Source organism: Methylophilus sp. 14 (assembly GCF_015354345.1).
Classification (GTDB): domain Bacteria; phylum Pseudomonadota; class Gammaproteobacteria; order Burkholderiales; family Methylophilaceae; genus Methylophilus.
Genome location: NZ_JADKYS010000002.1, coordinates 155,990 through 168,511 on the forward strand (window position 1 = coordinate 155,990; position 12,522 = coordinate 168,511).

A 12,522-nucleotide genomic window follows, 5' to 3' on the forward strand; every position below is an offset into this window, starting at 1 on the left:
CACTCGGCATCAATCATTTTAGAGGTGGAATCGGCCATGGCCAGACCCAAAGCAGATAAAAGTTTAGACAAAGAACTCGGAATTAACGAAGTCGAAACACACAAAGACCCCGCCACCCAGGCAATGGATGCCGAGGCACGCCGTACCCGCCTGAAAACCCTGATTGTTCTGGGTAAAGAACGTGGCTACCTGACCTACGCCGAAATTAACGACCACCTGCCGGACGATGTACAAGACTCCGAGCAGATCGAGAGCATTATTGGCATGATCAACGACATGGGTATCCAGGTCTATGAAGAAGCGCCGGATGCCGAAGTGTTGCTGATGTCTGATGCGCCACCAGCAGTGACTGACGAAGATGCAGCAGAAGAAGCTGAGCAAGCCCTGGCCACGGTAGACTCCGAGTTCGGCCGCACGACAGACCCAGTGCGTATGTATATGCGCGAAATGGGGACGGTAGACCTGTTGACACGTGAAGGCGAAATCGAGATCGCCAAACGTATCGAAGATGGTCTCAAACACATGGTGCAGGCGATTGCCGCCTGTCCAACCACCATCGCCCAGTTGCTGGAGATGGTCGATAAAGTTGAAAAAGACGAGATGAGCGTCGATGAACTGGTAGACGGTTTGATCGATAGCGACCTCGGCTTGGATGACGCCTTGGCCGTGGCTGACGCTGAAGAAGAGGAAGCGGCTGACGAAGAAGAGGATGAAGACGACGAAGATGGCGATGCCAAAGCATCTGCCTTGTCCGCTGAAGCGCTGGCCAGACTCAAAGACGAGGTGTTGTCACGTTTCGCAGTCATTCGCGCGGCTAACACGCAAATGAACAGCATCCGCGAAGCCAAAGGCACCAATGATGCAGAATACAAAACCCTGCATCAACAAGTGCTGGACGAACTGACTGCGTTCCGCTTCTCAGCCAAGCAAGTAGAAGCCTTGTGTGACCAGGTGCGTAACATGGTCGAAGAAGTGCGCACGCATGAACGCAAAATCATGGATTTCTGCGTGGAAAAAGCAGGCATGCCGCGTCAGCAATTCATCAAGAGCTTTGTCGGCAACGAAATCAACCTGGAATGGTTGGATGGCGAACTGGCAGGTAATCCAGCGTACGCCGAGCGTTTGAGCCGTTTCAGACACTCTATCCTTGACCAGCAAGAGCGCCTGCAAAACCTGCAAAACCGTGTGGGCTTGCCAATCAAAGAGCTGCGTGAAATCAACAAACAAATGACCACCGGTGAAGCCCGTGCCCGTCGCGCCAAACGCGAAATGATCGAGGCCAACCTGCGTCTGGTGATTTCTATCGCTAAAAAATACACCAATCGTGGCTTGCAGTTCCTCGACCTGATCCAGGAAGGCAACATCGGCCTGATGAAAGCCGTGGATAAGTTTGAATACCGCCGTGGTTACAAGTTTTCTACCTATGCAACATGGTGGATTCGCCAGGCCATCACGCGTTCGATCGCCGACCAGGCACGTACCATCCGTATCCCGGTACACATGATCGAAACCATCAACAAGATGAACCGTATCAGCCGCCAGATTCTGCAAGAAACCGGCCTCGAACCTGATCCGGCCACCCTGGCTGAAAAAATGGAAATGCCGGAAGAAAAAATCCGCAAAATCCTCAAAATCAGCAAAGAGCCGATCTCAATGGAAACGCCGATTGGTGACGACGAAGACTCCCATTTGGGCGACTTTATCGAAGACAACACCACACTGGCGCCTATGGACGCAGCGGTTTACGCCAGCCTGCGCGACGCTACCAGTGAAGTGCTGGAGTCGCTGACCCCGCGCGAAGCAAAAGTGCTGCGTATGCGTTTTGGTATCGAAATGAACACCGACCACACCCTCGAAGAAGTGGGCAAACAGTTTGACGTTACGCGTGAGCGTATCCGTCAGATTGAAGCAAAAGCACTGCGTAAACTGCGCCACCCAACGCGCTCCGAACGCCTGCGCAGCTTCTTAGAAAACGGACAAGATTAGTTTATAATCGAACGCTTTTCGGCCCCTTAGCTCATGCTTGGTTAGAGCAGCGGACTCATAATCCGTTGGTGCTGTGTTCGACTCACAGAGGGGCCACCATTTATAGAGAGACTCAAGGTTAACGCCTTGGGTCTTTTTTGTTTTTGGGTGCTAATATATAACTGATTTACTAACCTTGAATAGTTGACCGAGCCATGGAGAAATCAAGTATTAAATGTAAATGTGCAACACTAAATACTGTCGTCTTAGGTAAAACATCAAAATTACCCACAAAATATGCAGAATTTATTGCTTCAAAGCCACATCCTGAAGGATTTAAAATACTCCCGACTGGTGGTTCTTTCATCTCACTTTTTCGATGCGAGGTCTGTTCTCAGCATTGGCAAGCTGACGGAATGCAAGGGCGCATTAAACAACTTATAAGCTGGCCTTTGGTGTGTATAAAAGTTTCCGACTCAACAAATTGGAAAACCTTCAATGATTATTCTCTCAGGCAGCAACATTTTCCGGAAATTGTTAATGACGTTACTAGATTTCGAAGATGTGCAACAGAAAAATGTAATTCTCTTCCTGTCAAAGGCCTACATTATTGCGCAAACTGCGCCTGCTTAAATCGCTCAAAAGGTATTGCACTTCTACCTATTGATGAATGAAACCAAGACATGAGTGAGCGATCTGCACTCTCTAAACTAATGAAGATTAAATAGTCAAATATGAAAAAAATCTATCTTTTTGCAGTCATCGCAACATTCATGCTCAGTGGTTGTGCAACTGCATGGGTGGCTGGAGGAACAACATCCAGTGACCGTCTTGTATATGAAGATACGATAGTGGCAATGGGTGAAACTAAGAAAAACAAAAACCTGGTTCTGCTTGGTGAAAAGAAAACCTATTTGATTACATACGGCGGGGAGAGACTCTCCGTCTTAGCCAACCTTGATCCCGAAAAGATAACTATAGATAATGATAAGGTAATTACTCTCGTTCTGACAAAAGAAGGTTTTTCGACGGAATTAAGTGTTAAATATTCACCTGAAGCTTACTCTGAGCAAGAGAATAAGCTACTGACTTCAAAAGAGTATTATAAGAAAGCCTATCCTGATCGCCCCGGAAGCTTCTACACGGCAAGTGTCTCTATCAGAGGTCAGGTTTTTGATAAAAGTGACAAAGACTTGGCGGCATACAAGTTGAGGCAGGGGCGTAAGATCAGGGTTGAATCTGTAACTTCAGATGCAAGTCCAAGACCGGATAAGTTCGTTACCGTGCCTATGGCAATAGCATTTGACGTTGTTACGTCACCTCTTCAATTGTTTATATTTTCTCTCCCTCAGAGTTCTAGCGAGTAGATGCCCGGAATCTGCTGCCTAACCTGACGCATAGTCATACGCCTTGAGCCACAGGCCAACAAACGGGGGCTGGCTGATACGACGGTGATCCTGAATGAGATCGTTGGCCGTTATGTTGGCTTGGTGTGTGAGCTGGGGTTTATTCAGATTTGACGCTGCTAGCCGTTTGTATCTGACTCACTGATGGGTAACAGTATTTCTTCAAACGCTTGCCATGTAGAAGCAAGTTTGATTGCAACATCTGGTTTCATTCCTATGAGTGGTAGGTAAACAATCTCATTGGTTGGCGAAATTGCATACATTTCCCCTCCACAGTTTGTCGCAAAGCCAAAATAACCTAGAGCATAGATAGGGAGTTGATATTCTTCATTAAATTTTACCAATTCATTTTCTGGCCAGAATTCACAGATATATGGCGAAACTTCAAGCTCGCAAACTAAGGGCTTGTTCGATGAGTAGTAATCAAGAAGCTCTTTGGATGGATTAGGCATAGTCAACGAATTCTTAACGTATGTTTTATTCTAGCGTAACTTAAAATTTACTACATTAAAATGTCAATAAATCCGACTCACAGAGGGGCCACCATTTATAAAGAGACTCAAGGTTAACGCCTTGGGTCTTTTTTGTTTTGAGGTGAGGTAAACTGGTCGATATAAAAAGTAATTAGGCAGTCAATTTCTAATAATAAGGCTAGCAAGTTATGGGAAATAAGATCACTCGAATTGGAAAGATTATTATGCTTATTTGCCCTTTGATTGTTTTAATCGGGGTGAGTGCATGGATGTTTATGCCTGGGTGTCAAGCTGGTAGTATCGGACCTGCTTCAGGATGCATCCTGCTTGGTGTTAATCTAAATTGGTTTATCAATTTAACAATTTTGGCATTTATGGGAGCATTCTTATTTGTCCCACTTGGCCTAGTTATTTGGATTGTTGGAGTATTTCTATCACCTAAACGTGCGACTTTAAGCCAAGAGGCTACCGATAAGAATTATAGTTTGCGGGCGTTAGAGGCTGAAAGTAATAAAAAGCCAGAGAAATAAGAAGGAAGTCATACGGAGTTATCTAATTTAATTATTTGCTACGTAATACTCGGTCAATCATTGCTGTAAAAAAATCCTAACCCACCCCGAAACTCACCTACTCGCAGCCTCAAACCCTGGCCATAGCCGCCCGCTTCAGCCCACATCCTACCAATAGCCGCACGTCTTGAGCCATAGGCAGGCAAATAGGAGCTGGCTGATACGACGTCCCGGCTGAGATCGTTGGCCGTTATGTTGGCTTGGTGTAGGAAGTCAGATTTGTCCAGGCGGAAGGGATTAGCATTGATATTCAGATTCGATTGTTAGGTGGGCAGTTCTAGATGAGACTTTAGGTTAACGCCTTGAGTCTTTTTTGTTTTGGAGTGAGTTAAACTGGAGAGTGTAAATTAAAAAAGTGTTCAATGAGTAAAAGTGACTATGATTCAAATCTTATGCTTAGACTACATCACATTATTGTTTTTCTTATCCTTCTAATTTCACCACTGATTGCTCTTTCGAGTGATAACTGGTGTTCATCAGATGGAGCAAATGGCCCATATAAATTCGAATGGAAGCCCAATAATCCAAAGGGAGCATCAGAGGGCACTTTGAAAATTACTGAACGCTCAACAGGTAAGATCTTCCAAGAAGTCTCAGGGTATGTAAGCGAAGAGAATTGGAGTCCGGATTTCTCTGATTTGAATTTTGATGGATGTCCGGATATAGGATGGATAGAGTTTAATGCTAGAGCATCAGCCAACGTAATCCTGCTTTATGATCGAGCCAAACAACGATTTGAGCACTCGGTGCTTTTATCAGAGCTCTTAGAGCCTACCGTTATAAGTAAAAAGAACAAATGTCTGCAATCTACAATGGCAGGTAGAGGTAGTTCTGGAGGTAATGAAATTCATTGCTGGCGTGGTAATAAGTTAGTTCATGTTGAATCAACTTATTGGGATTGGAATGAAAAGAAAGAATGCCAAGAGACTGTGGTTGAGCGATTAAAAAAGGGAAAGCTAAGAAAAGTATCTGTTAAGTGCGAGAAAATTGAACAAGATGATTCTGTTTGGCAAGGAATGTATAAAAGATGAAAGCTAAACTGCATCTAATTCACCACTAGTTGCACATCTTGAACAATAGCCATGCAATCAGGAGCTGGCTGATACGACGGTAATCCCGGCGAGATCGTTGGCCGTTATATTGGCTTGGTGTGGGGAGTGGGATTTGTACAGGCGGAAGCTGCTTGACGCTATTATCAGGCTCGAATGTTAGGTGGGCAGTTAAATAAGAGAGACTTGAGGTTAACGCCTTGGGTCTTTTTTGTTTTTAAGAAGATTTCTCTTTATTTAGATATTGAGGCAATTGTGGGGAAGTGATTTCATTTTTCTTAATATGAATATCTAGCTCATACCCATTTTCTATGTAGCCAGCATTGAAGTGTAATTTTCTGCCTGAATCAAAACTTACATCTATTATGAAGTTTCCTTCACCCATTGGGAAGTATTTCACATTAATGCTTTTACCATTTTGAGGTGGGGGGACTATTAAATTGCCTGATATCTGACTTTCAAAATGCAACTCCAAGTTTTGAGGGGTTTCGCCTGATAAGTTTTTAATGTGGATAGAAACTGGCAAGGTGTAAAAGTAGAATATGCCATATAGGCAATAAGTTATCTTGATCACAATTGCAATTGATGCCGCTATGAGGGAGAGCTTCAAGACTTTTGTCATTAATCTTGCCTATGATTATCAATTGGTAAGTAAATTTAAGTATCTCAGCTTTTCATCATTTCGACTATGGTTGAGCTTTTGAACTATTAGTAACTGGCTGATAGACGGTTACTCGACTGAGTTGTTGGCCGTGATGTCGACTTGGCGTAGAAGTTGGAATTTATCTAGACGGGGGATAGTAAAAGATTAATTCTCAAACTCTTGTTCATATTTAAGCAGATCTAAAGCTCGAGATCGAACTAGTTGCATCCCTAAGTTTGTACCTGAAAGTTGATGAATGGTACCTTGTTGGGTTGAAACGATTTCTAATATTGTATTACCTTCAGCATCTCTATATTTAAGCCATTGCTGTTGTGATTTACGCAAGGCTGCCTGTTGTTTTGGACTCAGCCTTTTCATCAACCGTTGATATACAACATTCAATTCGTTATCCCATTTAATCCGTGCTTGATTGGTAAGGTCACGCATATCGGCAGTAGAGACAACTGACTCATTGGCCATTTTTGCTTCATACCACGCATCTATTGGATGTTGAGTAGGTTTTATATCAACATCTGCATGCGTTGTTGCTGATAAGAAAGCAAAGACCGCAGCAAGTAAGAACTTTAATAAATTCATATTCGTTACTAATCCTTTTGTCGGTCGGTCTATGATCTGTTGCCCAAATGGCTAAATATTAGATCAGTTTAGCGCACTTATCTCTTAGAAGTGCCCGGTTTTTCAACCCCTGCCAAGCATTCTCAATAAGGTCAAGTCGCGGTCTAAAAAGTGGTGTTTTACTGCGCCTAAAATATGCAGGCTGATTGCAATGACCAACACATATCCCACGCTGGTATGTGTGATATCGCCAACCTGAGACAAAAACTCGTTGTAAGGAATGGCTTCACCATTGGCAGCATGCTGTCCTGCAACAAGCTCCCATCCAAACATACTTACGCCATGTCCGCTAAAGGATGAAAGCATAAAGCCGGAAACGGGCATCAAAATGGACCCAATGATCAAAACCCAATGAGTCATATGTGCCATGAATTGTTCTATTTTGGGGTATTGCCTGACGGGTGTTGGCCAGCCATTGATGAATCGCCACCAGGCTCTTAGCAGTACAAAGATGGCAATCAATACACCAATGCTTTTGTGAATCGGATAGAGTGCAAATACTTCAAAATTCTTCATGTATAGGCCCAAACAGGTGAGGCCTATGATCGTCAATCCAACGATCCAATGTAGGAAGATTGTTACGCGACTGAACTTACGGGCTGAATCCATCAAAATCTCTCTTATTTATTACCGACTAACACACGGTGACCGCTGTCATTTTATGATCATTTAAAGCAATAAATAACCACTGTGAGTTGGTCAGACTGTCTCAAGTGAGTTGACAATGATGTGATAGATGTCCCAATGAATCTGGGCGCTACATTAAAACCAGAATCCCATCCCGCTAAAAGTATTTCTATTTATGCATGGTCCTCTATCAGGCCAAAAATTTGATGGTAGATGGCGGCGCTAATGTGGACAGCGAATAAGGGGTAAATCATCACCGACATTAAGTAGTGCAAGCCTAATATGGTTTGGTGAATGGGATGGGGTTTTTCGAGTAAAGCCGGTAATTCAAAGACATCGAAAAAGTGAAAGGTGTCACCGCTTGTGAGCAGCATCAATAGGCCTAAAAAGCATTGAGTAATGATGATGATGTATATGGATCGGTGCAGCGAAATAGCCAGCAGTTTTTGCCAGGGTTGGATGCTGTAAGAATGAATGGGGTTGGGGTTCAGGTGTCGCCATCTGAGCCTGGCCAGCATTAATATTAATAACAGCATGCCAAGGGAGGCATGTTGGGAGATCAATGCCAGCTTTTCAGGTATGGAAGTTTGCTCTGTGAGCTGGCTAGCCACCACGATGATGGTTAATAGCATTGCAACACTGCTCCAGTGCAAAACTCTGGCGATCAACCCATATTGTGTTGGCGAGTTTTTGAGATGAATGCTCATTGTGGCGGGCCCTTCAGATGATTGTTTTGCGCCAGAGAGCATTTATTTGAGGGAGTATCTGAGCGTTTTAATGGCGGCCATGCCAAACCCAAACGTGGTTAACGATAGGGTTGTGTAAAGGAACACAATATATGGCAATGAATGGATTTTGGGGGCAATTGCCAACACCAGGAATGCCGTTGGGTTGCCTATGGAGCCGAGTGCCATCGGCCAGAGGACAAACTTAGGCAAGGGGATTTTTGATGCGTAAAAACCTAATAACAACATGGTCATCATCAAGTAGTCCAAGTGGCCGGACAATAGGTTTTCTGTGCTGGTAAATAGATTGAGCATGTAAGGAATTTTCATGCCGCGGGTCATTACCAGGCACCAGGCCAGGACCAGTCCCGCAAGTAATGTAATACAGGCTGTTCTCAGTAAGATGACATTGCCAGCATGTTTATCTTGATTCATTTTTCATTTCCCCTAACCGTCTTTGTTTTAATTAAGCGTCGCTTTTAAGCCACCTGACCTGGCGTCATTCAAAACCCTTATAGGATGATATTGGTTAAAATAAGGCAGACAGGTCTGTTCACAGTGTATAAATTTTTTTTGGCTTATGCAAGGGGGCTGTATCGAAGGCTATTTTGATGGTGAACGCTGAGTATGTGATATTCGATCAATGGTGGGATAGGTAAAGAGGGGCCGCTATTGCTCCTCATGCTATGTTGAAATGACATTCACCGCATTTCATAAGTATCGCGATGGGAGAGGGCGATGGAGGGGGAGGCCGCGCCCAGGAGGATGGCTAGGGCGTGATATAAATAAGGCACAAACGTAATGGCAGCGAGGGCTGGCGTTAAATCGAACACAAAGGCCACAGAAGGGATGAGCACCAGCCAATGTTTGCCGATGATGGTGCCTCTGAGCAGGCAGATTGCCCATATCCCCACCATAGACAAAGCATACAGTAGTGAGTTGTTTGCGATCATGCCGGCGTCAGCCAAATAGGTTGGCAAAGCCAGGACAAGATAAGTCATGATGAATAATCTGGTATTGGAAAAGGCTTTATACATGGCTCAGGATCCTTGCTTATGCTTCATTTGAGAGTGCATTCAAGTCGTATGGTATACATTTCTGTGGATAAAATTAGTCCTTCAGATTGCATATAACTGTTTCTTATTGGGATACAATCAGAGCATGTATGATTTGAACCTAATGATCATTTTTGCCCATGTGGTTAATGAGCAAAGTTTTTCGGCGGCCTCCAGGAAGCTGGGTATGACCAAGTCGTCGGTGAGCAAGGCGGTTGCCAAGCTAGAGCATGCGCTGGGTGCGAGCTTGTTGAATCGTAGTACCCGGCATCTCAGCCTGACCGAAATTGGCGCCAGCTTTTATGACTATTGCACGCGCATCCGTGATGAAGCCGAAGAAGCGCAGCAAATGATTGAAAGCCTGAATGCGCAGCCCAGAGGCGTGCTCAAAGTGGCTGCCTCCGTGGCTTTTGGCACCTTGCATGTTGCGCCTGCCATTGCTGAGTTTATGGATAGATACCCGCAGTTGGAAATCGACATGACGATTACTGACCGCTTGGTGGATGTGACTGAAGAAGGTTACGACGTCGTGATTGCGATCACCAGGGATTTGCCGCAAAGTCTGGTGGCCAGAAAGCTGGCGCCGATCCGCAGAAACCTGTGCGCAACGCCCAAATACTTTGAGCGTCATGGCATCCCGGTCGTCCCGCAAGAGTTAGTTCATCACAATTGTCTCGACTACATTCACTCTGGCGACAAAGGCCTGTGGCGCTTTAATGGGCCTGAAGGCGAGGTCACGGTGAATGTCTCTGGCAGATTGCGGATCAATGACGATGAAGCATTATCGCAAGTAGTGTTGGGCGGCTTTGGTTTAGCGCTATTGCCTACCTTTATTATTGGTAAAGACCTGCAGGCCAAGCGCCTAAAATCGGTGTTGTCTGAATACATCCCTGTCGAGCAACACGTCTACGCATTGTATTTACCCAAGCGTAACCTGCCGTTGAAAACCCGTGTTTTCATCGACTATCTGTCTGAACGATTTGGTGCAGAACCTTATTGGGATAAAGGCTAGCGCGTCAGGTTGCCACTGTCAGGTTGCAAAGTCATTGTAGCTCGATTGGAAACAGTTATATTCTATTAAACAGGCTTATTTTTTCCATCCGTCCCGATTATTCTGTCGGCTTGCCCTTCAGGGATGATTAGCATTTGGTATGGTTGGGAAATATGGAATCTGAAAACTTAATATTGTCGGATCAAGACTACGCACGCTTATCCATGCTTGCAAATGATGAGTTGTTACGGGATGAGTTAGGCAGGGCGGTGGTCGTTGCTGCGGATCAGGTGCCTGAGGATGTGGTGAGAATGCACTCCCGCGTGATTTACCTGGATAAAAGCAACGATTTAAAAAGGGAAGTGGAGTTATGTTTTCCTGACGAGGCCGATTTGAAACAGGGCAAGATTTCTGTATTTTCACCGGTGGGAACTGCTTTGCTTGGGTTAAAAGTCGGCCAAGAAATTGATTGGCCATTTCCTAATGGGGAGTCGCGGCGCTTGCAGGTGATGAACGTGATGCATGCGCCTTAGGCCTTATTCCCGACATTCTTGGGAAAAACTCCCATATGCAAAACGGTTAGCTGGCCTCATGATGGAGTCAAGGGCATGTTTTGCCACTAGGACCGGTTAAATTAGGGTGACTTATTTTAAACGGGGTAAGCATTCCCTACCCGCATTTGATTAACTGCATATTGATCTCAATGCAAAAGGCATCTCCTCCGAGGTGCCTTTTTACTTTTCTAGCTTATGTGCGCCTGTGCATTTGTCTTTGTAGGCGGCTAGCGTATTGTTAAAAGTCTTTTTCCGTTCATTAAACGCACTGGTTTTGGCGTTAATCTGATCCAGCTGGTTTTTTAAGTCTTGCAGGCTGCCATTGAATTGCTGTTGCTTGGCTTTTAATTGCTGTGCTTTTTCAGTGAGCGCGGATGAGTCGGCATTAAATTGCAGCGTGTCTTTATTAAATTGGTCGACTTGTTGATTGATTTTTTTGGCTGTCTCGGCATCTACTTTCTGGCGTGTCTGCGCGGAGAGTGCTTGCTTTCTTTTGGCGAGCGCGTCATTGCGTGCGTTCATGTCTACAATGTCTGCCTGCACGCCGTTTGCCTCTTTTTCTAGCGCTAACCTTGCATTTTGGTTGGCTTGAACGAGATTTTCGGCGTTGAGTACTTCGTCGTTCATGCGCTTGGTTTCAAGTTGAAAACTGTCAAATTGCTGTCGGATTGTGGTATCCGTGCTCATGCATTGCTCCAACTCATCAAACGTAATGGCTGGCATGTCTTGCGAGTCTTTTGCCCACAGGTGATAAATGCCAGGCAATCTGATCGTCGTTGCTTGAGGTGTTTCTTCGGCCGCTAAACTGGCGTTTGCCATGATGAACATTGCACAAAGGGTGACAGGTAAAAGGAAATTCATTTTTATTTTCGATTGAGCGTGTGATTTAAGTATATGACGAGTCTCGATACTTTAATGCATTATTAATGTATTTGTTATGGCGGGATAGGATGCGTAAAGTTGATTTACTTGACCAGTTAATTCAAACTTTTTAACAGGCGCCTGTCATATAATGCCGGGCAGTTAAGTATGCAGCATTAGCCCATGTCTTCCAGTAGTTTGCACAATACCTCAATAGACAAGAATCGTCGCTCGTGGCACAAAAGATCGCAGTTGGTCGATAGCGCAGGCGATAAATATATCGTGTTCACACACGATATCTCTCTGATGGGAATGAGTCTTTTCGCTGACAAGCAATATAAACCAGGGCAGATATGTAATATCGATGTGCCGGTATTTGTCGGGTCCGCTTTGCGTAATTACCGGTTTAATTGCCGGGTGATTTTTTCATCATTGTGTGGCATGAAGGGGTTTAGAACCAATCTGGAGTTTCTGGATGTGCCCGCAGAAAATAGAAGCTTGATTCAGTCCGTGATGGCGAGATAGCCTGCATCAGCTCAGTTTAAAAACGCTATGGATAAAAAAGACTCAAGGAGAACGCCTTGGGTCTTTTTTGTTTTGGTCTAGAGCATATGGCTTACTTTTGACCTGAGCGCTCTTTTTCATATTCTTCATAGGTTTTCGTATTGAGTCTTTCCAGGCAAGCGTCGACCTCACTGGCGGGCTGACCGCGGCAGTTGTTTCTTGCCCCTTCTTTGACGCCTTCGTACCAGGCTTTATTGGTACAAGCGGAGGTGGTGATGACAAGAATAATCAGTAGTAGCCATGGGTTGATGCGCATGTAAGTGTCTCTCTCCGTATGAATAGCGAGTGTTCGGGGTGGATAAGGTTGAGTGTATAGCGAACATGCCTCACTTTCCTACATCCGTTTTATTCTTAATGTCAGTTGGCTGTGATGCTATCAGGCCAATAAACGATGGGATGCCCTG

17 protein-coding genes and 1 tRNA gene are annotated in these 12,522 nt (G+C 44.8%); 9 read left to right on the forward strand and 9 right to left on the reverse strand.

Annotation, left to right across the window (positions count from 1 at the left end; genetic code table 11):
* Positions 1–36: 36 nt before the first annotated feature.
* From rpoD to INP78_RS05915, 4 genes are all read left to right on the forward strand, one after another.
* Entirely contained in the window at positions 37–1,986 is a 1,950-nt protein-coding gene (rpoD, locus tag INP78_RS05900; protein WP_194741282.1) for an RNA polymerase sigma factor RpoD, read from the forward strand.
* Positions 1,987–2,006: 20 nt separating this feature from the next.
* Positions 2,007–2,085: transfer RNA gene (locus INP78_RS05905), tRNA-Ile, on the forward strand.
* A gap of 95 nt (positions 2,086–2,180) precedes the next feature.
* Complete coding sequence (locus INP78_RS05910; protein WP_194741283.1) at positions 2,181–2,639, forward strand: hypothetical protein; 459 nt, start codon at positions 2,181–2,183, stop codon at positions 2,637–2,639.
* Between the two features lie 60 nt (positions 2,640–2,699).
* A complete protein-coding gene (locus INP78_RS05915; protein ID WP_194741284.1) occupies positions 2,700–3,332 on the forward strand; it encodes a hypothetical protein in 633 nt (210 codons plus the stop codon).
* A gap of 158 nt (positions 3,333–3,490) precedes the next feature.
* On the opposite strand, the gene INP78_RS05920 is transcribed toward INP78_RS05915, so the two are convergent.
* On the reverse strand, positions 3,491–3,823 hold the full coding sequence (locus INP78_RS05920; protein ID WP_194741285.1) for a hypothetical protein: 333 nt from the start codon (positions 3,821–3,823) through the stop codon (positions 3,491–3,493).
* Between the two features lie 209 nt (positions 3,824–4,032).
* Between INP78_RS05920 and INP78_RS05925 the strand changes: the two genes are divergently transcribed.
* The gene (locus INP78_RS05925; RefSeq protein ID WP_194741286.1) at positions 4,033–4,374 is read left to right on the forward strand and encodes a hypothetical protein; all 342 of its coding nucleotides are present in this window, start codon (positions 4,033–4,035) and stop codon (positions 4,372–4,374) included.
* A 401-nt stretch (positions 4,375–4,775) separates the two neighbouring features.
* Positions 4,776–5,444, forward strand: a complete 669-nt coding sequence (locus tag INP78_RS05930; protein WP_194741287.1) for a hypothetical protein — start codon at positions 4,776–4,778, stop codon at positions 5,442–5,444.
* A gap of 235 nt (positions 5,445–5,679) precedes the next feature.
* Here the strand turns inward: INP78_RS05930 and INP78_RS05935 are convergent, their stop codons facing one another.
* The 6 genes from INP78_RS05935 to INP78_RS05960 all read right to left on the reverse strand — a co-directional run bounded on the left by INP78_RS05935 (position 5,680) and on the right by INP78_RS05960 (position 9,130).
* Entirely contained in the window at positions 5,680–6,084 is a 405-nt protein-coding gene (locus INP78_RS05935; protein WP_194741288.1) for a hypothetical protein, read from the reverse strand.
* 186 nt (positions 6,085–6,270) lie between these two features.
* Positions 6,271–6,702 (reverse strand): lysozyme inhibitor LprI family protein, encoded by a 432-nt coding sequence (locus tag INP78_RS05940; RefSeq protein WP_194741289.1) that lies wholly within the window; start codon positions 6,700–6,702, stop codon positions 6,271–6,273.
* A gap of 102 nt (positions 6,703–6,804) precedes the next feature.
* Positions 6,805–7,350 carry a cytochrome b gene (locus tag INP78_RS05945; RefSeq protein ID WP_194741290.1) on the reverse strand — a complete coding sequence of 182 codons (546 nt, stop codon included), beginning with the start codon at positions 7,348–7,350 and terminating at the stop codon, positions 6,805–6,807.
* A 191-nt stretch (positions 7,351–7,541) separates the two neighbouring features.
* A complete protein-coding gene (locus tag INP78_RS05950) occupies positions 7,542–8,075 on the reverse strand; it encodes a cytochrome b (protein ID WP_194741291.1) in 534 nt (177 codons plus the stop codon).
* Between the two features lie 42 nt (positions 8,076–8,117).
* On the reverse strand, positions 8,118–8,528 hold the full coding sequence (locus INP78_RS05955; protein ID WP_194741292.1) for a hypothetical protein: 411 nt from the start codon (positions 8,526–8,528) through the stop codon (positions 8,118–8,120).
* Between the two features lie 266 nt (positions 8,529–8,794).
* The gene (locus tag INP78_RS05960) at positions 8,795–9,130 is read right to left on the reverse strand and encodes a hypothetical protein (protein WP_194741293.1); all 336 of its coding nucleotides are present in this window, start codon (positions 9,128–9,130) and stop codon (positions 8,795–8,797) included.
* 124 nt (positions 9,131–9,254) lie between these two features.
* On the opposite strand from INP78_RS05960, the gene INP78_RS05965 reads away from it, so the two are divergent.
* Both INP78_RS05965 and rnk read left to right on the forward strand, forming a co-directional pair.
* A complete protein-coding gene (locus tag INP78_RS05965; RefSeq protein WP_194741294.1) occupies positions 9,255–10,160 on the forward strand; it encodes a LysR family transcriptional regulator in 906 nt (301 codons plus the stop codon).
* 152 nt (positions 10,161–10,312) lie between these two features.
* The gene (gene rnk / locus INP78_RS05970) at positions 10,313–10,672 is read left to right on the forward strand and encodes a nucleoside diphosphate kinase regulator (RefSeq protein WP_194741295.1); all 360 of its coding nucleotides are present in this window, start codon (positions 10,313–10,315) and stop codon (positions 10,670–10,672) included.
* A 201-nt stretch (positions 10,673–10,873) separates the two neighbouring features.
* Here rnk and INP78_RS05975 read toward each other — a convergent pair whose 3' ends face one another.
* Positions 10,874–11,512, reverse strand: a complete 639-nt coding sequence (locus tag INP78_RS05975; RefSeq protein ID WP_228522697.1) for a hypothetical protein — start codon at positions 11,510–11,512, stop codon at positions 10,874–10,876.
* 225 nt (positions 11,513–11,737) lie between these two features.
* Between INP78_RS05975 and INP78_RS05980 the strand changes: the two genes are divergently transcribed.
* A complete protein-coding gene (locus INP78_RS05980) occupies positions 11,738–12,079 on the forward strand; it encodes a PilZ domain-containing protein (RefSeq protein WP_194741297.1) in 342 nt (113 codons plus the stop codon).
* Between the two features lie 91 nt (positions 12,080–12,170).
* Here the strand turns inward: INP78_RS05980 and INP78_RS05985 are convergent, their stop codons facing one another.
* Complete coding sequence (locus INP78_RS05985; RefSeq protein ID WP_194741298.1) at positions 12,171–12,374, reverse strand: hypothetical protein; 204 nt, start codon at positions 12,372–12,374, stop codon at positions 12,171–12,173.
* Between the last annotated feature and the right edge of the window lie 148 nt (positions 12,375–12,522).